This window comes from Pedobacter sp. V48 (assembly GCF_000523515.1).
In the GTDB taxonomy this organism is placed as follows: Bacteria; Bacteroidota; Bacteroidia; order Sphingobacteriales; family Sphingobacteriaceae; genus Pedobacter.
Genome location: NZ_AWRU01000007.1, coordinates 16,791 through 40,570 on the forward strand (window position 1 = coordinate 16,791; position 23,780 = coordinate 40,570).

Sequence of the window (23,780 nt, forward strand, 5' to 3'; positions counted from 1 at the left end):
TATGGAACAGATCAGTTTGTTTAAGGAATCGGGACAAAGCCCGGGGCTGCCAGTTGAATTGTTGGAATATCATCCCGATTTGTTTTCTGAAACTCAAAGTGAGTTTTTGTTACAGAAGTTTATTGCAGAATCACCATGGAAACAGAAAGTAGTCAGGATGTATGACAAGGAGGTCATCACACCACGACTTACGGCCTGGTATGCAGATGCAGAAACCTATGATTATACTTCTTTAGGCAGGTCTGCACCAAATGTCTGGACACCCGAATTGCTAATGATTAAAGAAAAGGTAGAAGTTATTGCCGGAGTTCGGTTTAACAGTGTATTGCTGAATTATTACAGGGATGGCAATGATTCGGTGGCCTGGCATAGTGATAACGAAAAGGCTTTGGGTAAACGACCTGTGATTGCTTCAGTGAGCTTTGGACAGGTGAGGTGCTTTGACATCCGCAGGAAGCGCGATCACAACGAGAAGTATTCGATCCGTTTAGAAAGTGGTGCGCTGATGATCATGAAGGGGGATTTGCAGGTGAATTGGGAACACAGGATTGCAAAGTCAATGAAACCAATGAAGCCAAGGGTGAATTTAACTTTCAGGATAGTGATCTGATTCTTATTTAGTGAACCTGAACATTTTTTATTTTTTACCGTCGATAACTATTTGTCCGCTGGTGAACAGATTTTATCCTGTTGCTCTTTTGGCATGATTTTAAACCGATTTATCATTATTTACTTACCAATCTAATCGCTCATACATTGATCAAATCCAGTTTATCAGCAAATGCCCGGTATTTTAAAGAGGGGGGCGAAATGGGAGATCTTATCAGGAACTTTGACTGGTCAAAGTCTGTTTTAGGTAGTCCGGAAAAATGGTCGCAAAGTTTGCTGACTACGGTAAATATTATCCTCAGGTCAAAGTTCCCTATGTTTTTGTGGTGGGGAAAAGAACTCATCCAATTTTACAATGACGCTTACCGACCAAGCCTCGGTAATAATGGAAAACACCCAGCAGCCTTGGGCCAACAAGCAGTGATGTGCTGGCAGGAAATTTGGCCAACCATACAGCCATTAATTGATCAGGTAATGGCAGGAGGAGACTCTACCTGGAGCGAAGACCAACTTATTCCAATCTATCGCAATGGCAGAATGGAAGATGTTTACTGGACTTTCAGTTATAGCGGCGTTGACGATGAAAGTGGAGAGATAGGTGGCGTTTTGGTTATTTGCACCGAAACCACTAAAAAGGTAAATGCCTATCATGACGTTGAACATACCAAAGAAGAACTGGAGTTTGCCATTGAGGCCGCTGAACTTGGTACCTGGGACCTTAATCCACAGACCAACAGGTTTATTGGAAATCAACGGTTAAAATCCTGGTTTGGCTTATCTGTGGGCGAAGAGATTGATCTGAGCAACGCTACAGCTGTTATTGCCGAGCCCGATCGCCAGCGTGTAACGAATGCCATCATTGAAGCCATGAAGTATAAGTCTGGTGGGCATTACGATATTGATTATGTCATTCAACCCCTTAACAATCCTACCCCCAGGCATGTCCGCGCTAAAGGGAAAGCATTATTCAACACGAATCAGCAGGCAACTCGGTTCAGTGGCATATTGCAGGATATTACCGAACAAAAGAAAGATGAGGTCCGAAAAAATGACTTTATTGCGATGGTTAGCCATGAACTGAAAACGCCGTTGACCTCATTAAAAGCTTATGTTCAGGTGCTGATGCGAAAAACAAATATCAAATCGGACGAATTTAGTGCAGCGACGCTGATTAAACTGGATACCCAAGTTAATAAAATGGCAGGACTTATTAACGGCTTCCTGGATGTCTCTCGTTTAGATTCCGGTAAAATACACCTGGATAAAAAAGTATTTCTGATCAATGACTTGATCCTGGAAGTAATTGAAAATTTCTCCATACCATTGGTCATTAATCCCCTGCAATTTGACCCAGGTCCTGATTTAAAGGTGATGGCCGATTGGGAAAAGATAGGTCAGGTAATCGATAACCTGATCAGTAACGCAATAAAATATACCGTAGGAGCGATGCCTGTGGTTGTGAGTTGCCATAGGGAAGATGATAAAGCGGTCATACGTGTGGCCGATCAGGGTCTTGGTATAAAAAAGAGCGACCTCCCACATTTATTTGAACGCTTTTATCGGGTACAGGATGAGCATGGCCGATCCATCTCAGGCTTTGGAATAGGATTGTATCTGTGTGCTGAACTCATCCATTTCCATAATGGAGAAATCTATGTAGAGAGTGAATTGGGCAAAGGGTCTGTTTTTTCTTTTAGTTTACCCTTAAATACTGACCGGCCAATTTCGTGAGCGTACCCATTTAATGGTAGATCAAACATAAATTGAATTTTGGCACGAATTCAGGTTGAGAAAGAACGCGAACTAGACCCTATAATATAGTCGCTTTTTGCGGCACTCTTAAGCTAGTCTTGTTCGGACCTCGTTCGGCCTGAGCCGTATAAAAAGAGAACAAGAGCAGTAGTTGGGTAACACGAACTGAACTACCTAAATTTTCTATTAGCTATAATAATTTTCTTAAAAATTTTAGCCTCCCCAAACCTTTTTCCCTGCTTCTCGAACTACCGCTTATCCATTATCTTTACCGGATAATTGTTGTTTAAGAAAATGGGTATGGTAGCCGGTATTTTTAATTGGAGTGGGGGAAAAGACAGTACTTTGGCGCTGCACCACGTTTTACAGCATCAGCGTTTCGATGTTAGGTATTTATTAACTACAGTCAACCAGACTTATAATAGGGTAAGTATGCATGGGGTTAGAGAAAGTCTTTTGATTCAGCAGGCAGAAAGTTTGGGAATCCCCTTGTACCAGATAAAATTACCTGAATCGCCTGATATGACTACTTATGAGCTGGAGATGCACAAACATATGAGTATACTCAAAGCAGCAGGTATTACACATTCGATCTTCGGAGACCTGTTTTTAGACGACCTGAAAACCTATCGGGAAACCAAACTTGCTGAGATTGGGATGATAGCGGAATTCCCTTTGTGGAAAAGAAACACGACGGAAGTTTTAAGGGAATTCATTTCCCTTGGCTATAAAACGGTTGTGGTTTGCGCCCAGCAGGGACTGGAGGATTTTTGTGGCAGGACAATCGATGAAAGTTTTCTCGCAGATCTACCTGAAGGTATAGATCCATGCGGCGAGAATGGGGAGTTTCATACTTTTGTATTTGACGGGCCATTGTTTAAAAAGCCAATTGGATTTACTTTAGGTGAGAAAATATTTAAGGACTTTCCTTCACTTGTGGGGGAATCTCCTCAGGGTTATTGGTACATAGATTTGATTCCTTTGAGGTAAACGGAAGTCTTTTTAGCGTTAAAAACGATACAGAGGTTTATAGTTGCCATTTGTCGATCTTACAGCGTCCTGAAAAAGCGCTTTGAGGGCTTCAAGATTATGTGTTAATGAATTTTTGTTTGCAATTAAAATCGAATTCACCCTGGAATGGAAATCTTTTGGTACATATGTTTCATATGTTAATATCTCAATCGCTTTTTTATCGCCAATAGGATATTTTTCATTGATCGCAAACAGCGCATTTACAATGCTTTTCAGCGCGCGGGTTATACAGCCGAAAGTATTGTAATAATCTTCTTTTTGAGCAAATCCATCAGCGTTTAGAATGGTGAATTCCGCTGACCAAAGCGCTTCTTGAATGATGGTTTGTTTGAGCTTAGCCGGATAGTTTTTAATCGCTGATTTTAATTTACTGATGGTGTTTTCCTTGTCATAAGCAGGAATGCAGGACTCAATTTCCGCGAGATAAATCACCGATGAAAATCCATATGGGGGCTGTTGTTCATAGTGGTTGTCCCATTTTCCATTTTGGGCATTTTCAATAGTGTTGGTGACTTGGTCAAGGTTACGATACAGAAAGTCTACTTTTCCACTTTCGGTTTGCAACCAGGCTCCTCCATTTACCCAGGGTCCCCACTGGTAAAAGTCGGTTACGGTTGGCGCCTGGTCTGTTGCGTACTTTTCAGCGACAGATTTAACGGCAGTAATGTGAAAAGGTTGGTTTCCATTGTAATAAATGCCAATGTCTAAATCTGAGTTTTCAGTTGCTTTTCCTGTAGCAAATGAACCGCCTAATACTACTGCAACTACATGGTCAATACTTTTTAGATCAGCTACGATATTGTCAAATGTTTTTTGTTTATCTTTTGGTAGGTTCATCTTAGGGGGATATAAAATCATGGAAATTCTTAGGTCATTCGGCTTGTGAGAGACAAAGCTATGGAAAAATGTATTGGTTTGCCAGCGGTTTCAGCTGTTCGGTAAGAAGTCCTGTGTACTGAAATGCCTGGCGGGTAGCATGCGTTCTGGAGTCCTCACAAACTGACTATCTTGTCGAAATCTTTCAGTGAAGTGATTTGGTAATCGGGGTTCAGTGATTTGCAGGCTTGCTGGTTTCCGTAGCCATAGGAGGCCCAGCAGGATTTTATGCCACAGTTTTTCGCGAACAGCAGGTCGGAGTAAGTATCTCCGGTCATCAGCACTTCACTATCCGCTTCAATCCGGAAGTGTTTTTTAATGACGGAAACATAACTAGCCGGGTCGGGTTTCATGTTGAGATCTTTCATCACCGGACTGCCGTCTGCGATTAGCAGGTCTGTGTACTGTTCCAGATCGAAAGATCTTAGGGATTTGGTGACGGTTTGAAAGCCTTTGTTGCTCAGCACGGCAACAATTTTGCCTTTCGCTTTCAGCCCTGATAACAGGGTTGCTGCACCGCCAAATAAGGTCGTATATTGGGTATCGATGTCGGTATAAATGGCTCTGTAGGAATTGACCATGGAATTGACCTGTTCTATGGGTAATGTTTTACCCATGGGATGCATTGCCCTTATAGCCTGGTATATGGTGCTGCCTGAGCCAATTGCTTGTAACCGCTGTTCTTCGGCTGGAACGTCGAGATGGTAGGCCTTGAAGGTTTCGATAATTGCCCGGTTAATGGTATCATGGGTGTGGCAAAGCGTGCCGTCATAATCGAAAAGAAAATAGTTGAGTGTTGTTTTCATTGCATCGGCTTTAACTGGTCTGCCCTAAATTGAGATGAAAGACTTTGCAGTTTTGGTGAATGGATTTGTGAAGCTTAACTTTGCCTTGTTCACCTAAAATAATATTAATTACAGAATTTTAAGTAATGGGTACAGACGATTTATTGAAACAAGTGGCTTTTATCAAAGAGATTGATAAGTTAAAATACATTAAACGGAGAACTAAATTATTTAAAAGCGACAGGCACGAAAATGATGCCGAACATAGTTGGCATTTAGCAATGATGACACTCGTTTTGGCAGGCCACTCGGATAAGCCGATTGATGTGCTTAAGGTGTTGAAGATGGTATTGATCCATGATCTGGTAGAAATTGATGCAGGTGACACTTTTATTTACGACGTATCGAAAAATCACACCAATACAGATGAAGAACGTTTAGCTGCAAAACGGATCTTTGGTTTATTGCCAGAGGCGCAGGCAAATGATCTCATTGCAATTTGGGAGGAATTTGAAAAAGGGGTTACTGACGATGCAAAATTTGCCCGGGCTATGGATAGGTTTGAACCATTGCTGCAAAACAAGTCAAATAATGGCGGAACCTGGACCGAATTTAATGTCGATTATCAAAAAGTTTACGACAAGAAAAAGGCGATTAAAGAGGGCTCTACTTCAATTTGGACTTATGCAGAAAAGCTATTAAATGAAAGTGTTGAGGAGGGGATCCTTAGGAAGGAAGTTCACCCTGAGAAGACTTACCTCAAATAAAATCACTGAGTGAAAATCTACTTTTGACATCCAATCTGGTCATATGGAACTGGAACTGATACATAAAATTGAAGTTGATTTGGGCCGGCAGAAACAGTATCACAGGCTACTACTGCTCAGTAGCGGGACTGTGGCCGCATTTTATGCTGAGGATACTCATCAGCGCTATTACCTGGATTGGTATACTGCCCGAGGTATTATCCATACCAGGATAAGTGGTTTTATTTACGATATTTTTGATCCACCCACATTATTCCAGTTTCAGGATTATGTAGGGATTTTCTCAACTACAGGTAGTCTGCTCTATCTTTATCACGAAGAAAATAAAGCTGATCATATCCTGATTTCGGTTCTCGATATGCTTCCAACCATCGAGTATCCCGGATTTCAAAAGGAACTGAGCAATTATGTTTATGCAGGCAGTACCGATTCAAATGTCATTCCTCTGCTATTAAAGGATAGCGGCTTGCTACCGGTATATTTTGCTGAGCTAAAGATTGATCTTGCTGAACGCTCAGCCAAATGGCTTAGCTTGAATTACTGGAACAACACCTATTCACTCGATGAAAAAATCAAAACCCTGAAAAAACCAGCTYRWRRRTNKKATNCMAWWWTRCACGCGTTGAGAAAAAATGAGCAAACCTATATTTTCAGCATCGGTGACCGCGACGGAGGTTATCTTAAATATGGGATGGATTATAGTGATCTTTGTGTACTAGCTGCGGATGGGAAGGTCGGAGAAAAGCTATTCACCCTGGGTGCTTTAAACAAAGGAGCTAAGAAATGCGGAAAGGAGTGTCTGTTTACTTCTTCTGGAACCTACGGGATTCTCACCCCTGTATTTACTTCCGATGATTGGAAAGGGAAACAGAAGATCCTGCATATAGATGAGCGCAGACTTATTGATGTAACGCCTGCTGAAGGCTTATCTGACCATAAGATCATTGATCATAACAACGGGTATTTTCTGGCCATCAAAGAAATACGGAATCAGATCATAACTGATCTGACCAGTATCGCGATTTGTGTCGCCAGGTCTGAAGTTTAAGTTTTATATAGCTGTTTCCAAGTTGTATACTTCAAAGATATGAGTTGGGGAAAAAACGACAGGTAGCCGCTTCATTTCAGGAAACCTATTGTTGAGTAATCGCAGCAAATTATTATTGTTCAGTTAGATAATGATTTGATATTCAATTAAATATGCGTATTTTAGATAACCTAGTTCCAGTAGAATTTTCTGGTAGGCGCAACCAATTATTAAAACTGACAATTAACAGAAAAAAATGGAACAGCAAACTAACCAGCCATCGCCTGAAAACATTATGAAAATTGGAACAGGCTTTTGGGCCTCAAAAATTCTTTTGACTGCCGTGAGTTTTCAATTATTCACCAAGCTTGCGGAAAAGAAAACGATGAAAGCCAAAGATGTCAAAGAGATTTTAGGGCTTAAGTGCACAGACAGGAATGTGTATGATTTTTTAGATGCGTTAACTGTATTTGGTTTTTTAACGCGTGACGGCATTTTGGATACAGCTATTTATTCAAATGCCATAGATGCAGATATATTTTTAGATATAAATAAGCCGTCCTATATCGGAGGTATCCTTGAAATGATGAACAATCGTTTATATGGATTTTGGGGTAATTTAGGCGAGGGTCTGCTTACCGGGCTTCCTCAAAATGAAGCCAAAAGAAGTGAGGATTTTTTCGGTTTAATATATAAGGACCCTGAAAAACTAAAAGAATTTACCAATGCAATGAGTGGCATTCAGATGGGGAATTTTATGACCTTTGCTCAAAAATTTGAATTTCAAAAATATAATACAATAGTTGACATAGGCGGTTCAGCCGGGTTGCTTTCACTTATGGTTGCAAAGTATAATCCTCATATGCATTGCACAAGTTTTGACCTGCCGCCAGTTGAGCCTATTGCAAACGCTACCATCCAGCAATTCGGACTATCAGATCGGGTAAAAGCCGCAAGCGGCGACTTCTTTGCCATGCCAATACCCAATGCTGAGGTTGTTGTAATGGGAAATATCCTGCACGATTGGGATGAAGAAAATAAGATTTCATTAATGAGAAAAGCTTATGATGCTCTCCCAGCCAATGGGGCATTTGTAGCCATTGAGGGCATCATTGATAATGAAAGAAAGCAAAATGTTTTTGGTATGATGATGAGTTTAAATATGCTGATTGAAACAGGAACAGGATTTGATTACACATTTGCAGACTTTAACAGGTGGGCTAATATTGTCGGGTTTAGATCCACTTCACTTCTTCCATTAGCGGGGCCATCAAGTGCGGCAATAGCCTACAAATAAAACCGCCCTGATATTGCTGTTTTCATTCATCTTTATTTCGTTTTCGGCATCATCAATTTGATGGTCAATGCACCCGAAGGACAGCTGGCGACCTGGCTGATCGGTTCCTGGGGCGTCGCATTTTCCGGAGGTATCCAGGGCACTGCACTCGGGTCATAGATTAGATAGCGTCTTGACACAGATGCTGGTATGAATCCATGTTTTTGCTTTCCAGAGGATCGTTATTTCCCCGTTCTGATATTTAAGTGTTTCCATAGCGTGGTTTTACAGATCGATGTTGAAACCTATAAAATGACACAGATAGCGAACTTGGCTCGACATGCGTGGCAATTGATAAAAGGTGATACACAAATCTCTATAACCAAAGCCGAAAAGCCGGAATATTTAGCTATTGAAGGCAATGATGTACCGTACAAAGCCTTGGCGGACGGAAAAGGATGGATAAAAGTGATCGCCGGGGCGTTTGAGGATCTAACCTCTCTGATACCAAATTATTCGGAACAATTCCTGTATCACATCCATTTGGAGCCAGGTATGGTTTTTAGTATCGATCCTGCCGATAAACTGGAAGTAGCTATCTATTTGCCTGAACAGCCGGCCATCATCAATGATGAAAAATTTAATGCTGGTGATTTTATCGAATATGACAGGAATGCCGGGACAATTGAGCTTAACAATGAGAACCAGGAAGCTTGTGACTTTATATTATTCGGTGGATAAACTTACCAGAACCAATATTTGCGGAGGGCCCGTTCGTCATGAATTCCAAGCTGGATATTGCCAATGCCTACCGGGATTTTTATAATGGCGACTACGGAAAGGTCGATTACCAAAAACAAAGACATAAAGCTTAATAAGAAGCTATGCATACTTTTTTATCCTCTAAACGCCGCTAAAGAGTTTGTGTCGGCAGTCTCCTGATTCTTCCGTCTCAGGCAGACGATTTGCTTTACTTTGGATTCCCTGGGCCTAAGAACAAAAAGCCTGAAATTGAAAGATTTCAGGCTTTTTGTAGGTTTGATACCTTGGCGTCAACCGTTGATATAAGTTTGTATTGCTCCGAAATTAAAACCAGATGCTTCCAGTTTAGTCCAAGCCTGTTTCTGATCAATTTCAAGACTTACTTGTGTGACCAATTGCTCGAAATAGCTTGTTTCATCCTGATTTCCAAGTGCGATGTTTCTGACATACTGTTCTTTACACTCTTCGAGCAATGCTGGCGTCTGTCGTCCGTCTGTTTTTAAAGTGGTACGGGTAACCTCGAGCAGTGTCATAGCAAATTGTTGGTTGAGCGGTTTCCCTCTTTCCGTAAGCTGACGATCAAGGATGTTTAACAAAGCCATGGCCGCTAGCCCCGGGTATTGACTGGATTCCTTTTTTATTTGGAGTTTGTGACTGGCCTTGCATTGTATAATAGCCTGCAATAATGTCTGAGCGATGTCGTCAGCGAGATGTAGGTTCAGTTCCGCGAACCAATCTCTGTATATCAATAATGGATGTACTGTTTTCATAGTAAGTAGAATTATCAAAATGCCAGAGTTTATCGTTAGGCCTGCGTAGCTTTTCCGGATCGGGCTTTTGTAAACGATAACACTGAACGCGAATTAAAGTTCAGCCTTTTTTAAAAGAGTGCCTTATGTGCTAGTTGATAGTTGACCGCCTGAAAGCAAAGGGGTTAAGGATCCTCGGATAAGCTAAAATCAAAAACCTTAATTGTTATCCTGCACTGAATTGTTTCCAGTTTCAATTTCGACCTCTTTAGTCGTTACTGCGTAGGAGGAAGGGTGGATCGCAGAACCGTATGCCAGTGCATAGGCCTTTGTAAATTCCGCCCCAAAATATAAAATGATGGAGGAATAGTAAGTCCACAGCAACAGTACCACAAGTGATCCTGCCGCACCATAGGTACTTCCCACATTGCTCTGCCCGATATACAGGGAAATGCCGAATTTACCCAGCATAAAAAGCAAGGCAGTCACTACCGAACCGAACAGCACGTCCCGCCATTTAATGATGCCATCGGGAAGTACTTTAAAAATCACACCAAAAATGAGGGAAATGACAACCAAGGTGACCGTTTGATTAAGGATATAGAATAACACCACGGACACCTCTTTATACCTCGCTTGTAAATGCTGACTGAATCCGTCAAGAATTGCATTCACACCTAACGAGACCAATAGAATAAACCCAAGGCTAATGATCACTGAAAAAGAAAGAAATCTGTTCTGTAACATTTTAATCCAGCCTCGTTTGGGCTTGGGCTTTAAACCCCAAATGGTATTTATGGATTCCTGGATGTCGCTGAAAACCGTAGTAGCACCGATCAGTAGTGTGATAATTCCAATGGTGAAAGCGACCTTATCCTTATTGCCGATTGCGGCTTTCTTTACCAGGTCCTGCAGCTGCAGGGCGGTATCTTTTCCGAGAAACCCGTCCAGCTGGGCATACACCTGACCTTGTGCGGCCTCCTGCCCAAGAAATAGTCCACATAAAGAAATAAGAACGACCAGTAATGGAGCCATAGAAAAAACGGTATAATAGGCGAGCGATCCGCTCAGCTTGGTTACCTTATGGTCAGCAAACCCGTTGAATGAATTTTTCAATACCTCCCAGACCCCTTTTATGGTAACTTTTTTCTGTTCCATGGCGCTTATTTATATTCAGGTTATACTCATTGTCCCTCACGGGAACTGCTTTCTATATTTCGCTGTTTTCCGTCTTCTTTCTCATTGTAATGCCGTTCAAAATATTTTTTTACGCTGATGCCGCCAATCCAATGTTCCAGCCTTTCTTTTTTCCACATCATCAACAAGGACCCTGTTAACAAGAATACAGCAGCACAACCAAAGCCAAGGGGGTAACTGCCCAGTAGCTCAGAAAGATAAAACGAGAGGCTGATCGTAACCGCAATGAATGCCAGCGATAGGATAAAAATAAGCAGTAAACCAGATAACAGATCTCCCATTATTTTCGCCGTTTTTTCAACGGTTTTCAGCCGGAAGTATTCCAATCGCTTGCTGATGTGAGTTTTGGTATCGTGCCAGATCTCTCGTAGTTTCTTTGGTTGGATATGTTGCATAGGCAATTAATGWWWTANMRTTCKWTCAKGRWSWSWYCMTGAWMGAANSKTAWWWYAWWAMYTGCCTNKSYYKMMAAWMSWWTKKKSMARMYWWWSWWWWYYCCWCNYCRYYRASMWGRWYYMTGATYGMATNKTMMMMMATKANNATKGNYMWAKRCAACATAWCCANCYWRWGRAASTANCKMRWSAWMWRRSACRAAACAAAACTCCATATCGGTGGTTGTATGCTTATCGTTTAACTTTAATTAAAATATCATGGGAAATCTATTGTACGTTATCGCGGTCGTGTTAGTCATTATCTGGGCAATCAGTTTCCTGGGCGGATTTTACACAGGCGGAATTATTCACGCCCTGCTGGTGATTGCGGTCATCGCAATACTGCTGAGACTCATTCGAAGTGGGACATAGCAGCTGTGTTTGCTAGGGTTTCATTTCGCCTCCGGGTCCTGGTATTGTGGATGTTTTACGGTTTTTTAATGTTGTACTAAATGCTGAGTAAAATAAAAGGCAGTTACTACTCGGGAACAAGCGGTTTGCTGTTGCCAGTTCCCAATAAGCAGTTTTATCCGGAGGCGTTTAAAGCCAAAAGCCGTTTGTGTTACTATGGTTCGCTTTTCAATAGCATTGAAATCAACAGCTCATTTTACAGGGTTCCTCTGGGGTCAACCGTAGCCAGATGGGCGGGGGAAACCCCAGAGGATTTTAGGTTTACTTTTAAATTGTCCAAGGAAATCACGCACCGTAAGGGTTTTGTGTTTGAACCTGACGCAGTGAGGCTGTTTATCGAGCGCATTGCAGCGATTGGGAATAAAAAGGGTTGCCTTCTGGTGCAATTTCCTGCAAGCATCAGAACAGCGCAGACTCGGCAGGTTGCAGCCCTGTTTGCATGTATCCGTTCGTGTGATCCAGATCTGGAATGGAAGGTGTCGGTTGAGTTTCGGCATCAAAGCTGGTATCAACAAGGCGTCCAATCCCTTCTCGATGATTACCAGGTAGGCTGGGTGCTGCATGATAAACTAAATGCAGGCGGATATATGCTGGAGTCAGCCCTTGATTTTGTTTATGTTAGGTTTCATGGCCCCCATGGAGATTACCGGGGCAGCTATACCGATGATTTTCTACAGGAGTATGCTTCTTATATTCGAAACTGGATTGCCAATGGAAAACACGTATTTACCTATTTCAACAATACGATTGGTAGTGCCCTTGAGGATCTGCAGTCCTTACGCGCTTATGTAAATGACCACTAGTGGATTGCTTAATTGTTTTCCCTTTAGGGTAGCTAATCACAAACTGCATATAAAAAGCCTATTGCTGTTTGTAGTTAGAAATGGTTATTTTACCAATTAAAAGACGGTAATAAAAAATAATAAGTCATTCTACAACTGGACACCTTTTTATGAAAATCGAACCTTCAGGCCATTTTTCAGAATATCTCCTCAATTCAATACCTGTTGCCTGTTATCTGCTGGACAGGGACAGCAAGTTTGTATACCTGAACCGGGAGGCCGAACGCTTCTTTGAGCTGGAAAAGCATACTGTCATTGGACGCAACGTCTGGGAAGTGTTTCCGGAATCCCGCACAACACACTGTTATACGTCAATTAATTTAGCCTTATCTGGACGGCAAAGCGGAGCATATGAATATATATCTGCAGTCAGCAACCTATGGATTAGTCTGACCGCCTATCCTGCTGATAACGGGGGAGCGATCGTCATGTTTTCTGAAATTGATGCACTTAAAGCCAGTAAAAATCAATATCAGGCCCTTGTTGACAACACCCCAGATACCATTAGCCGGTGGAACAGCAAACTGCAACTCCTGTTTGCCAATCAAGTGTACATCCAAAAAACGGGCAGAACATTGGAGAAATTACTGGGCAGGACAATGATCGACATCGGCCAATCCCCTGAAGTGGCTTTGCCCTGGATGGAAAAAATGAAACTGGTCTTCGATACAGGTAAAGCCCAGGAACATTACCATAGTTATCCGGGGCCGTATGGAGAGCTTTTTTATTTTTCGAAGATGGTGCCTGAGTTGGACTCACAGGGAGCCATACAGAGTGTATTATCTATAGACCGCGACATAACTGCCTTGAAAAAGGCGGAGCAGGAACTGGAATCGCAAACCCATTTTATCCATTCCATTATGGAAACACTACCAGATGTGGTTTCCGTGGTACGCCTTCCTTCCAGGAAATTGGAGTACATCAACAGGGATCCGCTGATGATGGTAGGGTATACCAGAGACGAAATGATCGATATGCCTGCTAACCAGGGGACAGATCATCTGGTTCATCCCGATGACCTGCAGTCGCTGCTTGATTATTATGAGCATATAAGCGCACTAAAGGATGGGGAAACGGCGCAGCTTGAATATCGGGCACAGCACAAAAACGGCAAATATAGTTGGCTGTGTTTAAGGGGGACGATTTTCCGACGGAACCAGGACGGTGAACCGACCTATGCCTTTCATACCTGGCAGGACATTACTCAGCAAAAAAATGCCGAACTGGAATTGAAAAAAAACCTGGACATGTTGCAATCTGTTTTTGATAGCACCCTGCTTGGCATGTGTGTATTGCAGGCCGTACGCGATGAACGCGGTTTGATCAATGATTTTCTTATCAAAATGGTGAGCAAAGAACTGGAAAATGAGACTAAGCGGAAAGACCTTATCGGAAAACTTTACTTCCAGGAATATCCGGATCTGCGCTCATCAGGTTTATTTGAGCTGATGTTGAGGGTTTTAGAAACCGGCGAACCGGCGGGGAAGGAGTATCCCTATGCCTATGATGGCATTGAAAAATGGTTTTCCTGTAAAATCGTAAAAATGGGCGACGCGCTGGTCTCAACCAGCATGGACATCACCGAAAGGAGGAATGCAGAAAAAGCAATCAGGGAAAATGCTGCATTGATCAACAGCATTGCGGATTCTGCACCGGATATGGTTTATGCCATCGATCTGGTCCACATGAAACAGATTTATTCGAATTATAAAATTGCGACCTTACTGAATAAGTCGCAACAGGAAATCAGGCATCTGGATATCTCGTTTTATGATGAATTTATCCATCCAGAAGACCGGAATAACTTTTACAACAATCTCGCTGAGCTCAGAAATGCAGATAATAGCCAGGTAAGTGAGCTTACCTACCGACTGATTGACGCAAATGGCAATGTTCATTGGATCAGGACCAGGAGAAGTGTTTATAAGTATGATGAATCCGGACGGCCCAGCCATATTGTTGGTGTGTCAGAAGACATTACCGTACAACGAGAATTGCAGGATAAAAATCATCAGCTCTGGCTGCAACACAACGAAGCAAAAAAACAACAGCGACAGGAGATTTTCCGGGTAACACTTAAAGTCCAGGAACAGGAAAGAAAACGCATTTCTGAGACGCTTCACAATGGAATAGGCCAAATTCTTTATGGCATTAAACTTACCCTTGACCGCCTTAGGGTAAACCTTCCCAACGTTGGGCATGACCAGCAGAGCATATTAAATGAAGCTCAGGATCTGCTGACAAAATGTATCCGGGAGAACCGAAGGATTTCTCATGAACTTATGCCCCCTGCTTTGGAAGATTTTGGACTCAAGGCTGCCATTGAAGATGTTTGCTGGCAACTAAGGGGAGAGGTTTCTTTTAATTGCCATTTTACAGGTGACCCGCTGGCGCTGGATAAATACATTCAGCTTTCTATTTATCGGATTGTGCAGGAACTTATGGTGAATATCATTAAGCATGCGCAGGCCACTCACGGGGTAGTCAGGATTGTCATTGAACACAAAGCGACCCGAATTGAAGTCGAGGATAACGGAAGTGGTTTTACCTGGTCAGAAGCAAAAAATAAGGGGATCGGACTATCGACCATACAGGCAAATGTAAAGCTGTTAAATGGAAAGACCGAAATTAAATCAGATGCGTCCGGAACTAACGTACAAATCACGCTGCCCATTGATTTGACCGCTAATTCCGCTGAAAGCTAACTAGGAAATAAAACCATTCAGTACTGCAAACCTGATCAATGTGGCAGTATTTTTTGAGCCCGTTTTTTCAAGCAGACTTTGACGATGGCCTTCAACTGTCCGTTTACTGATAAAGATTTTCTCGGCGATTTCTACATTGGTCAGGCCTTCAGCGATCAGCTGAAGTACTTCCACTTCCCGCTCGGAAAAGTCAATTTTGCTTTCCATTGGTGCGGTGAATATCGTGTTTTCCTGCATGGATCTGTCCAGCAGGTTTAATGCAAGCTCCGTACATAAATAACGACTGCCGCGATTTACCTGTCTGAGTGAAAAGATCAATTCGTCTGAACTTACATTTTTAAACACATATCCCCAGGCCCCTTCTCTAAATGCCTGAGTAACGTATTTTTCATTGTCCAGCATAGATAAGAAGACTACTTTTACTTCCGGATAGACTAGTTTTATGGCTTTGAGCATGGTCATTCCATCCATAACGGGCATATTGATGTCTGCGAGAATAAGTTCCGCCTCAGTATTATTGTCCAGCAATTCCAGGACTTCTTCCCCATTGGTGGCTTCAGCAATTACCTCAAAGTCAGGCTCATTGTCCAACAGCATCCGGATGCCATTTCGAACAATGTTGTGATCCTCTGCAAGTATAACTTTTAACATCTTTGTCTTTTTTTCGGTTGGCATTATATGGGGTGTGTTAGCTCAGGTTAATCTCGGTAATTGTACCTTTTGATATAAAAATAAGGATTTAACGGTTAAATGGCGTAAGAATATCCGCTTATATCTGAATTATTTAATATACACGTACATTTTTTTTCTTACAGGTATAAATACGCGCAAGGGTGCGGCAATTACGTGCTATTTAGCCTGGGATCCTGCTTGAAATGCGTGAAAAGCGATAATTTGAAGTATAATTGGAGCGATACCATAGCGCAGGCATACTCTTTGGTGATTAGCTAAAGAACCCTAACCCCTAAAACTATGAAATCAGATGCGATCAATTTACAGTCAGAGCTAGGAAAATTGAGGAACAGCCTGCGCTTTTTTGCCATGTCTTTTACAAAGAACAGAGAGGATGCAGATGATCTTGTGCAGGATACCTTTCTCAAAGCTGTACGTTACGCGGACAAATTTGAGGAGGGAACCAATTTACAGGGCTGGTTATACATGATCCTCAAAAACACCTTTATTAACGATTACCGGAGAAAGTCCAGACACCAAAATTTTGTGGATGAAAGTATGGCGCTGTCAGCTGATTATCTGGTGAATTCCTCTGGCAATCTGGGTGTAAATAAGTGCATGAACGATGACATTCACAAAGCGCTTAAAATGCTTCCCTATGATTACTCATATCCCTTCATCCGGTATTTCGAAGGGTATAAATACCATGAAATTGCCGAAGAGCTGAACATCCCGATAGGCACCGTAAAGACCAGAATCCACGGTGCCAGACTTGTCCTGAAAAAGAATTTGAGAATGTATAAAGATGGTTTAAAAACCAACCATTAGCCGATTTCATTTGATAAAGTTCCTTAAAATGAAGTAAGATGCAATGAAATAGCGATGCTTACTTCATTTTTCTGTTATTCATTTTTTATTGCGAAACCTTTTTATAATCCAGCCAGGTGGTGAATTCATGCAGTATCAACTCCCAGCCCTGTACCGAGTTCATCCTTTCATAATATTCTTGAGCGCCTTTCCCATGGTTCTCGAAGTTGAAATGTTGGAGTTCGATAGTTGTTTCTGCTTCACTGGTTTGACGGAAGGATATTTCCAGGTCACTCGCTTTTGCCGGATCAGGTTCAGGTATCCTTTGCGGACTGATTTGCCATTTCAGGTGTATCCGCCCCGGTGCAATCAGGTCAGCTACTCTTCCCCAGTCACAGCGGAAACCATGTGGACCAGTTTCTGTGCATAACCCGCCAATAAACGGTTCAATTTTTATCTCCTTTAATACTTCTTTTGACCAGGTATAAGTATTTGGCCACCAATCATTAATATTGCTCAGGAAAAGATTAAAAACGTGTTCCTGTGGTAGTTTGACCTTGATGGTTTTAGTGAGGATGTTCATAATATAGAAATATTCTTGGTCTCTTTAACAGAACAATATAAACCTAAAAACGTTTCAATTTTAAAGAAAACTACCTTCTATTTATAATTTTAACCGCCTTTAAGTTACTTCAACGATTAATGGGGATACTTTACTGGGGGGTGCTGAAATTATTTGTGACCTGTGCCGGATTTAAAGCATTACGGTTTTCAATCGGGGTGCAAAAAAACACGCCGGAAGGACTGGGCTTGGGAATAAAATCAAAACCATTTGCAGAAATAGAATTACCAGCGCTTTATTGTCCGCTTTTACCACTCTCGGCGATACTTTTGATTTGTTGTAAATGATTGCGTAAAATCGGTAGGTATTTACCCGCAAATGCTTTTACCTCCGGATCGGAAGAAAGATTGCCTTGCTCAAATAAAGCTACCGCATTTTTGTGATCTTCAACCATCATTTGGGCATAAGCGATATCGAACTGTTTTCCGTTTAGGGCGTACAATTGCTTAAGGGCTGAAGTGACTTCGGCTTCAGTGACTATTTTCAAAGCGTTTATATCTGTCCCTGTCTTAAGAGCGCTTGCAGGCGGCTGTTCAGCTTGCTTCTCTTTAGTTGCAGCATGTGCCATTGTTTCTTTAGCACCTGATGAGGTGCCCGTTTCGCTGATGCCGGTGACTTTTGTTAAACCGGTAGCGCTGCCAGTAGTATTTGAATTGATCGTTGTTCCACTGGTACTGGTTAAGCCAGTTTGAGTGCCATCTGGTGCTGACTTTTTACCTATGCTTCCAGATCCGGTTGAAACGGCGTTGGTGTCATTTTGCCCGGGCAAGGTAATGTTTTTGGATTTGGCAATTGCTGTTAATTCGGCATTCGCCTTTTCATGATCCAGGGTCATCATAGCCCCATAATCTTTAAGTTTCGTATCCTGTGCTTTTTGCATGGCCATTTTTCCCGATGTGACTTCTTTCATGCCACTGAGTGCGGCCTGATTGATGAATTGTTCAACAGTGATCCCTGAAGGCGGATTTTGTTTCTGGGTCTGGCTGGTGGCTGGGCCTGCAACAGCAATTATAATCATCAGGCAACTGAGGTATGTTTTCATAGTTGAGAATTTTGATTTAACCATCTTCAATGTAGGTAGTTATATGACTATACAACCTCTGTTAAAGAGGAAATGTTTGGAAATTAAATACCTGTTTTCTGATGTCAAATACTTGTTTTATTGCTTATAATCCTGTCTTGGATAGGGGAAGTGACGATGTCATGCCAGGTCTGCGTCTGCGCTGTCGAAGTATTGCAAAGACTATACACCATTATGGAGAACTATCCAATTATTAGTCAGGGAGGCAAAAAGTTGCATCGGTTGAAATCAGAGGATTTTTGTGCCATGACCGAAAGAAGGACAATTAGGAACCCCTTCTCCTTCCGATTTGATGAAGTTTATGAATGGTCAAGACTTCCTTGCAGAGATTAAATTTCGGGAGTATCTGGAACTCCTGTAAATGAACTAATGCACAGGTCTATTTTGGTAAGATCTAATAAGGAGTGAATTTCCTGTCAATTGCAACAAATTTGCAATTGCTAATTTCGTAATTGTGTTTTTTGTAATAGGATAACTATCATTACCTCAATTGTTAACGTTTATTAACTGAAATTTTTATTTATGTATATACTGCTTGCTAATCTCCATCTCCGGGACCGCTCAGCGGGCTACACTGCTGAGGTTTAATTAAGTGCTACTGTGATCTTTCGCGGTTTGATTATGGGTTAAGCATAAGGGCACACAAAACAATTCACGTTGCGCGCTGCGTTCAGGACCTGAAAATTCCGGTGCTGAGCCGTTTCAGCAGAATCGTGTACAACAAGTTTTAAATTCATGCTTTGGCCAGTTCTATGCTGCGGTGTACATCGCTGATACCCTGATTTCAATACCTCTTGTCAGCATTTTGAATTTGTTAGGATCAAATTTGGTAATGAATTTCTTTAGGCCTGTGCTTATCAGTCCTCATTGATGCCAAGGGATTCCAAAACATCATCAAGATGCTTCCAGATAACTGTTCCATGGTCCATGAATTCCTGGTAGTTAAGCATTACCGCGACGATAAATTCATCACAGCTGCTCAGGGATTGGTCCTGCGGAAGATGATTAAAAACAATCGTAAAGATTTCTTCGACATTGATCTCAGGGTGGATAGGGACAGGCATGATTGCTGCGATAAAGTCATTTCCAAGTGGCTTGCCCACCAGATAATTGTATTTACGGGTTCTTTCTCCGGCTTCAATTCGTGTCATAAAAAAGCGTTAAAGTAATGGTAATTAGGGTGTCGCTGTGCTGATGTATTCAGTTGGTGTTTTTCCAAACTGCTTTTTAAATTCGCGGCTAAAATACTTCCGGTCTGAAAAACCGACCATGTAGCCGATTTCATACACCGTATATTTCTTTTGAGCCAGCAATTGGGCAGCTCTTTTTAACCGTATGGATTTTGAAAAATCGTTTACAGACATGTTTGTCAGTGCCTTAAGCTTTTTGTACAATACGGACTGGCTCATGCCTATTTCTTCTGCAAGGAGTTCCACGCCAAGCTGCTCGTCCTCCATATGACGCTCAATGATGTCTATGAGCCTGGAAAGAAATTGTTCCTCCATGGACTCAATCACAACCTGCCCGGGTTCCAGCAGAAAGGTTTTGCTGAATTTCTGGCGCATGGCCTCCCGTCCTGACAGGAGGTTGCGAACATGCAGTTGAAGTATTTTACTGCTGAAAGGCTTGGTCAAATAGAGGTCTGCACCTCCCGAAAGGCCGCTTATCTGGTCCGTTTCTGAACTTTTGGCGGTTAAAAGCACCACCGGGATGTGGCTGGTACGTTCATCTGACTTCAACTGATTGCAAAGTGTAAAGCCGTCTATCCCCGGCATCATGACATCGCTGATGATGAGGTCCGGGATTTCTGCGATGGCATTTTCCCATCCTTCCAGACCATTTTTGGCGACCAGAACACGATATTGTTTAATCAGGGATTCTTTGATCAGCTGGCGCAATTCTGCATGATCTTCTATAATCAGAACGGTATGTTTCTTTGCCGGGTTTTCCACTTCCATCCCGGGAATTTCAATGTCCTGCATCTCCTGTGGTGAAGTGGTTGCCGCTTTCGGTGAAATCGACGCTGGGGGTTTTAGAAAGGACGTATTGATGAAGTGCTTTGTTCCGGACTTCAGGATGACCTCAAAACGGGTATGACCTGCCTGTTTTCCCTCTGCCGGACGGCTGCTTACCGAGATTTTTCCCTGGTGTAGGGCGACAATATGCTTTGAAAGTGCCAGCCCAATGCCGTAACCTGTATTTTGTATGCTGTGGTCATCAACCTGGAAAAAGTTAGTAAAAAGTCTGCCCAGGTATTCAGCAGCAATACCTCTACCGGTATCCTCCACAGTGACCACAATATGATCCCCAAGCTTTTTGATCTCCACGCTAATGCTGCCGTTTATTGGGGTAAATTTAAACGCATTGGAGATCAGGTTGAAGAAGACTTTTTCCAATTGTTCGGGGTCAAAATATACCATGATCGGCGCGGGATCATGGATGATAGAAAAATGAATCTTTTTCTTTTCAGAGAGCTCTTCGAAAGAACGACCGATTTCCTGAATAAAAGTAACCAGATCATGTGCTGCTACATGTAACTTTAAATTGTTTGTTTCCGCTTTTCTAAAGTCCATGAGTTCACTGGTTAACTTCATCAAGCGGTTGGTATTGTTTTTTACATTCGTTAAGTGCCGGTTCATTGCACTGTTGTGCTGGTTCCCATCCAGCAGTTTTTCTACCGGTGCCATGATCAGGGTCAGGTGTGTCCGGATTTCATGGGATACGTTGGTGAAGAAGTTAAGCTTACTCTGATGAAGTTCTTCGTCCTTGATGAGCAATTCCCTTAAATAGAAGAACCGGGTAATGAAAAATAGGATGACCGCAGTGATAATCGCATACATACAAAAGGCCCACCATGTTTTCCAGAATGGTGGCCGTATCTCAATCGATATGCTTGTGGGTTTACTCCAAACGCCATCATTGTTTGCACCCTTAACAAGCAGTTTGTAGCTGCCGGAAGGTAGGTTGGTATAGGATGCGGCTGGGATACTGGTTTCTATCCATTGGTTGTTAATGCCCTCTAGCTTGTAGGCGTACCGGTTCTTGTCTGATTTGATATAGCTGAGTAATGCAAATTGAATGCTGAAGATGTTCTGGTCATATTTAAAAGTTATTTTTTTGGTGTAGCCGATGTCCTCCTTCAGCAGCTCGTTGGGGGCATTTAGGGAAATTGCTTTGTTAAACAGCAATAAACCCGTGAAAGCGATAGGGGCACGGAAGTTGTTTTTTTGAATCTCATCCGGGTAAAAATAGGTGAGGCCATTGTACCCGCCAAAGAACATCACCCCATCCTTATTTTTAAAAAMWKMWYTGYARWTAMASSYATYGNNGMAGMWRWGYNNTCANCTSRWRRKRYNGKTCWKSAAYRARYGYWWGTMCRRWTSWWWNCTYARMNAGWSCGTTTGAAGTGCTGACCCAGAGCTTGTTCCTACTGTCTTCTAAAATGCCGAGTACATTGTCATTGGACAGCCCATCTTTTGTGGTGTAGATCCTGGTAAAGTGTTGCTGTCTAACGTCATATTTGGCCAGCCCGCCATAATTTAATCCGATCCAGATGTTGCCCCTGGAGTCTTCATTTAAGCAATTGGCGAAGTTAACTCCGGCATTCGGACCACTTTTTCCTTTCGGTGAAGCCAGTAATTGCAGCATATTTTTAGCTCCGGAATACAGGTATATCCCATTGCTGGTGCCGATCCAGATGTCTTTTCTGGCATCCTGGTGTAAAAACCGGATGTTTTTGCCGACAAACACCTTGAGCTTTTCAGGAATTGCAATCGGCTGCAGTGTTGGACCCGTTTTGTTGAAAATACTTAAGCCTGCCTGACTGCCCACCCAGAATTTACCCTGGTCATCTTCCAGCAAGGCTACGATTTCGGAACGGCTGGCCCTGGGGTCTTCCTTATTGATGAAAAAGCGCTTGAATTTGCCTGTCTGACGATCCAGCAGGTTTAATCCGCCTCCATGGGTGCCAACCCAGATCTGATCCGATTTGTCTTTATAGATGATTTTAACCAGCGGAGATCCCAGGCTGCTTGGATCATTCGCGGCAAAAGTATAGGCACCAAAACCCTGACGTTCTGGTATATAATAATTGAGCCCACCCCCTTCTGTACCAATCCACATCCGGTCCTTATCCTCGATTATGGAACTGACCACATTGTGGTTAAGACTGGGAAGGTCTTCCTCATATTGCCAGAACTTAAAATTGGTGGGAGCAGCATACGCTACATTTACCCCACCATAGTAGGTTCCAATCCACACGGAGCCATTCAGGTCTTCATAGAGACTGTAGATGGAATTGTGGTTTAGGCTTTTAACATTTGATTTATGGTGCTGGTAGGTGCTGAATTTTCTGGTGAGCGGGTTCAAAATGCTTAGCCCTTCCAGGGTACCGATCCACAATTCACCGGTTCTGCTGCGCATCATTTTACGTACGGCATGATGCACAATGCCATTGTGCTGAGGCAAAAAACGGGTAAAAGTCCCGGTAGCCCTGTTAAATAAATTAATTCCCCCATTTTCGGTACCAATCCACAGGTTCTTTTGCAGGTCCTCGGTAATCGCCGTTACGGCGTTGTCACTAATGCTGGCCSGCTNSTYSCKMTTTTTAAATACATTAAGTACATTAAAGTGCTTGTCAAACCTGGATTGCACCAGTCCCTGAATGGTTCCAATCCATAGATAACCTTCCAGGTCTTCATATATACTTAGAATTTCGCTGTCAGCGATTGTTTTTGGTAGTTTCAGCTGTGACGCATGCAGAAATTGACCCGGGGCTGAGCTGTTCCGCAGATACAGGCCTGAATTGGTCCCGACCCAGAGATTCCCTTTTTTATCTTCATTAATGACCCGGATGTATACGGCTGTTTTATTTGGGCCGCTCCGGAGTGGAAATCTTTGAAAGGTATTGTGGTGAGGATTGAACTTATTTAGCCCATCGGTGGTTCCTATCCATAGGCTGCCTTTTGTATCGTTGTATAGTGAGGTGATGTAACTGTTGGAAAGTGTAGTGCTGTCTGCTGTACTGCTTTTATAGGAACGGAACTGGTTGCCATCATACCTGTTTAATCCAAAGCCGGTGCCAAACCACATAAAGCCCCGGCTGTCCTGGGTAATGGCGAATACGGAGTTTTGTGAAAGCCCGTTTTCGGTCATCAGGTGGTTGAACCTGGGACCCTGTCCGTGACAAAATGAAGCAATCAACAAAAACAACAGCAGACAAGGTTTAAATGTCATTGAAGGCTCGGTTTAATTTAAATGAGAGAAGTTTAAAGATACAACTTGTAACTAAAAAGTTGGCCCTGAAGGGATTTTAACCCCAAAAAGAATGGATTTTCACACCTCTGCTGCTCAAAGTGTATCCAAATTTGATCCGTTA

General features: G+C 42.4%; 22 protein-coding genes and 1 pseudogene. 11 read left to right on the top strand and 12 right to left on the bottom strand.

Annotation, left to right across the window (positions count from 1 at the left end; all coding sequences use genetic code 11):
* Position 1 precedes the first annotated feature (1 nt).
* From N824_RS08730 to N824_RS08740, 3 genes are all read left to right on the top strand, one after another.
* Positions 2-610 carry an alpha-ketoglutarate-dependent dioxygenase AlkB gene (locus N824_RS08730; protein ID WP_048904775.1) on the top strand — a complete coding sequence of 203 codons (609 nt, stop codon included), beginning with the start codon at positions 2-4 and terminating at the stop codon, positions 608-610.
* A gap of 146 nt (positions 611-756) precedes the next feature.
* Positions 757-2,340 carry an ATP-binding protein gene (locus tag N824_RS08735; protein ID WP_152542085.1) on the top strand — a complete coding sequence of 528 codons (1,584 nt, stop codon included), beginning with the start codon at positions 757-759 and terminating at the stop codon, positions 2,338-2,340.
* A 303-nt stretch (positions 2,341-2,643) separates the two neighbouring features.
* On the top strand, positions 2,644-3,351 hold the full coding sequence (locus N824_RS08740; RefSeq protein WP_235207040.1) for a diphthine--ammonia ligase: 708 nt from the start codon (positions 2,644-2,646) through the stop codon (positions 3,349-3,351).
* A gap of 18 nt (positions 3,352-3,369) precedes the next feature.
* On the opposite strand, the gene N824_RS08745 is transcribed toward N824_RS08740, so the two are convergent.
* Both N824_RS08745 and N824_RS08750 read right to left on the bottom strand, forming a co-directional pair.
* A complete protein-coding gene (locus N824_RS08745; RefSeq protein WP_161662281.1) occupies positions 3,370-4,230 on the bottom strand; it encodes a nucleotidyltransferase domain-containing protein in 861 nt (286 codons plus the stop codon).
* A gap of 155 nt (positions 4,231-4,385) precedes the next feature.
* Positions 4,386-5,075 (bottom strand): HAD family hydrolase, encoded by a 690-nt coding sequence (locus N824_RS08750; protein WP_048904779.1) that lies wholly within the window; start codon positions 5,073-5,075, stop codon positions 4,386-4,388.
* 125 nt (positions 5,076-5,200) lie between these two features.
* Between N824_RS08750 and N824_RS08755 the strand changes: the two genes are divergently transcribed.
* Entirely contained in the window at positions 5,201-5,821 is a 621-nt protein-coding gene (locus N824_RS08755; protein WP_048904780.1) for an HD family hydrolase, read from the top strand.
* A gap of 1,283 nt (positions 5,822-7,104) precedes the next feature.
* A complete protein-coding gene (locus N824_RS08765) occupies positions 7,105-8,145 on the top strand; it encodes a methyltransferase (RefSeq protein ID WP_048904782.1) in 1,041 nt (346 codons plus the stop codon).
* Positions 8,146-8,177: 32 nt separating this feature from the next.
* Here the strand turns inward: N824_RS08765 and N824_RS38275 are convergent, their stop codons facing one another.
* Positions 8,178-8,324 (bottom strand): (4Fe-4S)-binding protein, encoded by a 147-nt coding sequence (locus N824_RS38275; protein WP_200869847.1) that lies wholly within the window; start codon positions 8,322-8,324, stop codon positions 8,178-8,180.
* Between the two features lie 112 nt (positions 8,325-8,436).
* On the opposite strand from N824_RS38275, the gene N824_RS08770 reads away from it, so the two are divergent.
* Entirely contained in the window at positions 8,437-8,865 is a 429-nt protein-coding gene (locus N824_RS08770; protein ID WP_052334093.1) for a hypothetical protein, read from the top strand.
* 38 nt (positions 8,866-8,903) lie between these two features.
* A complete protein-coding gene (locus N824_RS38280; protein WP_084498247.1) occupies positions 8,904-8,999 on the top strand; it encodes a hypothetical protein in 96 nt (31 codons plus the stop codon).
* A gap of 177 nt (positions 9,000-9,176) precedes the next feature.
* Here the strand turns inward: N824_RS38280 and N824_RS08775 are convergent, their stop codons facing one another.
* The 3 genes from N824_RS08775 to N824_RS08785 all read right to left on the bottom strand — a co-directional run bounded on the left by N824_RS08775 (position 9,177) and on the right by N824_RS08785 (position 11,227).
* A complete protein-coding gene (locus tag N824_RS08775) occupies positions 9,177-9,656 on the bottom strand; it encodes a hypothetical protein (protein WP_048904783.1) in 480 nt (159 codons plus the stop codon).
* 198 nt (positions 9,657-9,854) lie between these two features.
* Positions 9,855-10,793, bottom strand: coding sequence for a YihY/virulence factor BrkB family protein (locus tag N824_RS08780; protein ID WP_048904784.1), 939 nt, complete (start codon positions 10,791-10,793; stop codon positions 9,855-9,857).
* Between the two features lie 26 nt (positions 10,794-10,819).
* Complete coding sequence (locus tag N824_RS08785) at positions 10,820-11,227, bottom strand: hypothetical protein (RefSeq protein ID WP_048904785.1); 408 nt, start codon at positions 11,225-11,227, stop codon at positions 10,820-10,822.
* Between the two features lie 255 nt (positions 11,228-11,482).
* On the opposite strand from N824_RS08785, the gene N824_RS30110 reads away from it, so the two are divergent.
* The 3 genes from N824_RS30110 to N824_RS08795 all read left to right on the top strand — a co-directional run bounded on the left by N824_RS30110 (position 11,483) and on the right by N824_RS08795 (position 15,221).
* A complete protein-coding gene (locus tag N824_RS30110) occupies positions 11,483-11,635 on the top strand; it encodes a lmo0937 family membrane protein (protein WP_152542087.1) in 153 nt (50 codons plus the stop codon).
* Between the two features lie 80 nt (positions 11,636-11,715).
* Positions 11,716-12,477 carry a DUF72 domain-containing protein gene (locus N824_RS08790; RefSeq protein WP_048904786.1) on the top strand — a complete coding sequence of 254 codons (762 nt, stop codon included), beginning with the start codon at positions 11,716-11,718 and terminating at the stop codon, positions 12,475-12,477.
* Between the two features lie 149 nt (positions 12,478-12,626).
* Complete coding sequence (locus N824_RS08795; RefSeq protein ID WP_048904787.1) at positions 12,627-15,221, top strand: PAS domain S-box protein; 2,595 nt, start codon at positions 12,627-12,629, stop codon at positions 15,219-15,221.
* Here N824_RS08795 and N824_RS08800 read toward each other — a convergent pair whose 3' ends face one another.
* The gene (locus tag N824_RS08800; protein WP_084498251.1) at positions 15,222-15,872 is read right to left on the bottom strand and encodes a response regulator transcription factor; all 651 of its coding nucleotides are present in this window, start codon (positions 15,870-15,872) and stop codon (positions 15,222-15,224) included. It abuts the gene before it with no gap.
* Between the two features lie 321 nt (positions 15,873-16,193).
* On the opposite strand from N824_RS08800, the gene N824_RS08805 reads away from it, so the two are divergent.
* On the top strand, positions 16,194-16,721 hold the full coding sequence (locus tag N824_RS08805; protein WP_048904789.1) for an RNA polymerase sigma factor: 528 nt from the start codon (positions 16,194-16,196) through the stop codon (positions 16,719-16,721).
* An 85-nt stretch (positions 16,722-16,806) separates the two neighbouring features.
* Here N824_RS08805 and N824_RS08810 read toward each other — a convergent pair whose 3' ends face one another.
* The 5 genes and pseudogenes from N824_RS08810 to N824_RS08830 all read right to left on the bottom strand — a co-directional run bounded on the left by N824_RS08810 (position 16,807) and on the right by N824_RS08830 (position 23,638).
* A complete protein-coding gene (locus tag N824_RS08810) occupies positions 16,807-17,283 on the bottom strand; it encodes an SRPBCC family protein (RefSeq protein WP_048904790.1) in 477 nt (158 codons plus the stop codon).
* 274 nt (positions 17,284-17,557) lie between these two features.
* A complete protein-coding gene (locus tag N824_RS08815; RefSeq protein ID WP_048904791.1) occupies positions 17,558-18,364 on the bottom strand; it encodes a DUF4142 domain-containing protein in 807 nt (268 codons plus the stop codon).
* 896 nt (positions 18,365-19,260) lie between these two features.
* Positions 19,261-19,554, bottom strand: a complete 294-nt coding sequence (locus N824_RS08820; protein WP_048904792.1) for a hypothetical protein — start codon at positions 19,552-19,554, stop codon at positions 19,261-19,263.
* 24 nt (positions 19,555-19,578) lie between these two features.
* Positions 19,579-21,684, bottom strand: coding sequence for a hybrid sensor histidine kinase/response regulator transcription factor (locus tag N824_RS08825; protein WP_048904793.1), 2,106 nt, complete (start codon positions 21,682-21,684; stop codon positions 19,579-19,581).
* Positions 21,685-21,700: 16 nt separating this feature from the next.
* Positions 21,701-23,638, bottom strand: a pseudogene (locus N824_RS08830) (two-component regulator propeller domain-containing protein).
* Positions 23,639-23,780: the final 142 nt, after the last annotated feature.

Coding starts and splice junctions, on each gene's coding strand:
- N824_RS30110 (WP_152542087.1), top strand. CDS start 11,483: ATGGGAAATCTATTGTACGTTATCGCGGTCGTGTTAGTCATTATCTGG.
- N824_RS38280 (WP_084498247.1), top strand. CDS start 8,904: ATGAATTCCAAGCTGGATATTGCCAATGCCTACCGGGATTTTTATAAT.
- N824_RS08750 (WP_048904779.1), bottom strand. CDS start 5,075: ATGAAAACAACACTCAACTATTTTCTTTTCGATTATGACGGCACGCTT.
- N824_RS08765 (WP_048904782.1), top strand. CDS start 7,105: ATGGAACAGCAAACTAACCAGCCATCGCCTGAAAACATTATGAAAATT.
- N824_RS08825 (WP_048904793.1), bottom strand. CDS start 21,684: ATGTTCTTTGGCGGGTACAATGGCCTCACCTATTTTTACCCGGATGAG.
- N824_RS08795 (WP_048904787.1), top strand. CDS start 12,627: ATGAAAATCGAACCTTCAGGCCATTTTTCAGAATATCTCCTCAATTCA.
- N824_RS08775 (WP_048904783.1), bottom strand. CDS start 9,656: ATGAAAACAGTACATCCATTATTGATATACAGAGATTGGTTCGCGGAA.
- N824_RS08800 (WP_084498251.1), bottom strand. CDS start 15,872: ATGTTAAAAGTTATACTTGCAGAGGATCACAACATTGTTCGAAATGGC.
- N824_RS08730 (WP_048904775.1), top strand. CDS start 2: ATGGAACAGATCAGTTTGTTTAAGGAATCGGGACAAAGCCCGGGGCTG.
- N824_RS08780 (WP_048904784.1), bottom strand. CDS start 10,793: ATGGAACAGAAAAAAGTTACCATAAAAGGGGTCTGGGAGGTATTGAAA.
- N824_RS08785 (WP_048904785.1), bottom strand. CDS start 11,227: ATGCAACATATCCAACCAAAGAAACTACGAGAGATCTGGCACGATACC.
- N824_RS08815 (WP_048904791.1), bottom strand. CDS start 18,364: ATGAAAACATACCTCAGTTGCCTGATGATTATAATTGCTGTTGCAGGC.
- N824_RS08755 (WP_048904780.1), top strand. CDS start 5,201: ATGGGTACAGACGATTTATTGAAACAAGTGGCTTTTATCAAAGAGATT.
- N824_RS08820 (WP_048904792.1), bottom strand. CDS start 19,554: ATGACACGAATTGAAGCCGGAGAAAGAACCCGTAAATACAATTATCTG.
- N824_RS08790 (WP_048904786.1), top strand. CDS start 11,716: ATGCTGAGTAAAATAAAAGGCAGTTACTACTCGGGAACAAGCGGTTTG.
- N824_RS08770 (WP_052334093.1), top strand. CDS start 8,437: ATGACACAGATAGCGAACTTGGCTCGACATGCGTGGCAATTGATAAAA.
- N824_RS08805 (WP_048904789.1), top strand. CDS start 16,194: ATGAAATCAGATGCGATCAATTTACAGTCAGAGCTAGGAAAATTGAGG.
- N824_RS08810 (WP_048904790.1), bottom strand. CDS start 17,283: ATGAACATCCTCACTAAAACCATCAAGGTCAAACTACCACAGGAACAC.
- N824_RS08745 (WP_161662281.1), bottom strand. CDS start 4,230: ATGAACCTACCAAAAGATAAACAAAAAACATTTGACAATATCGTAGCT.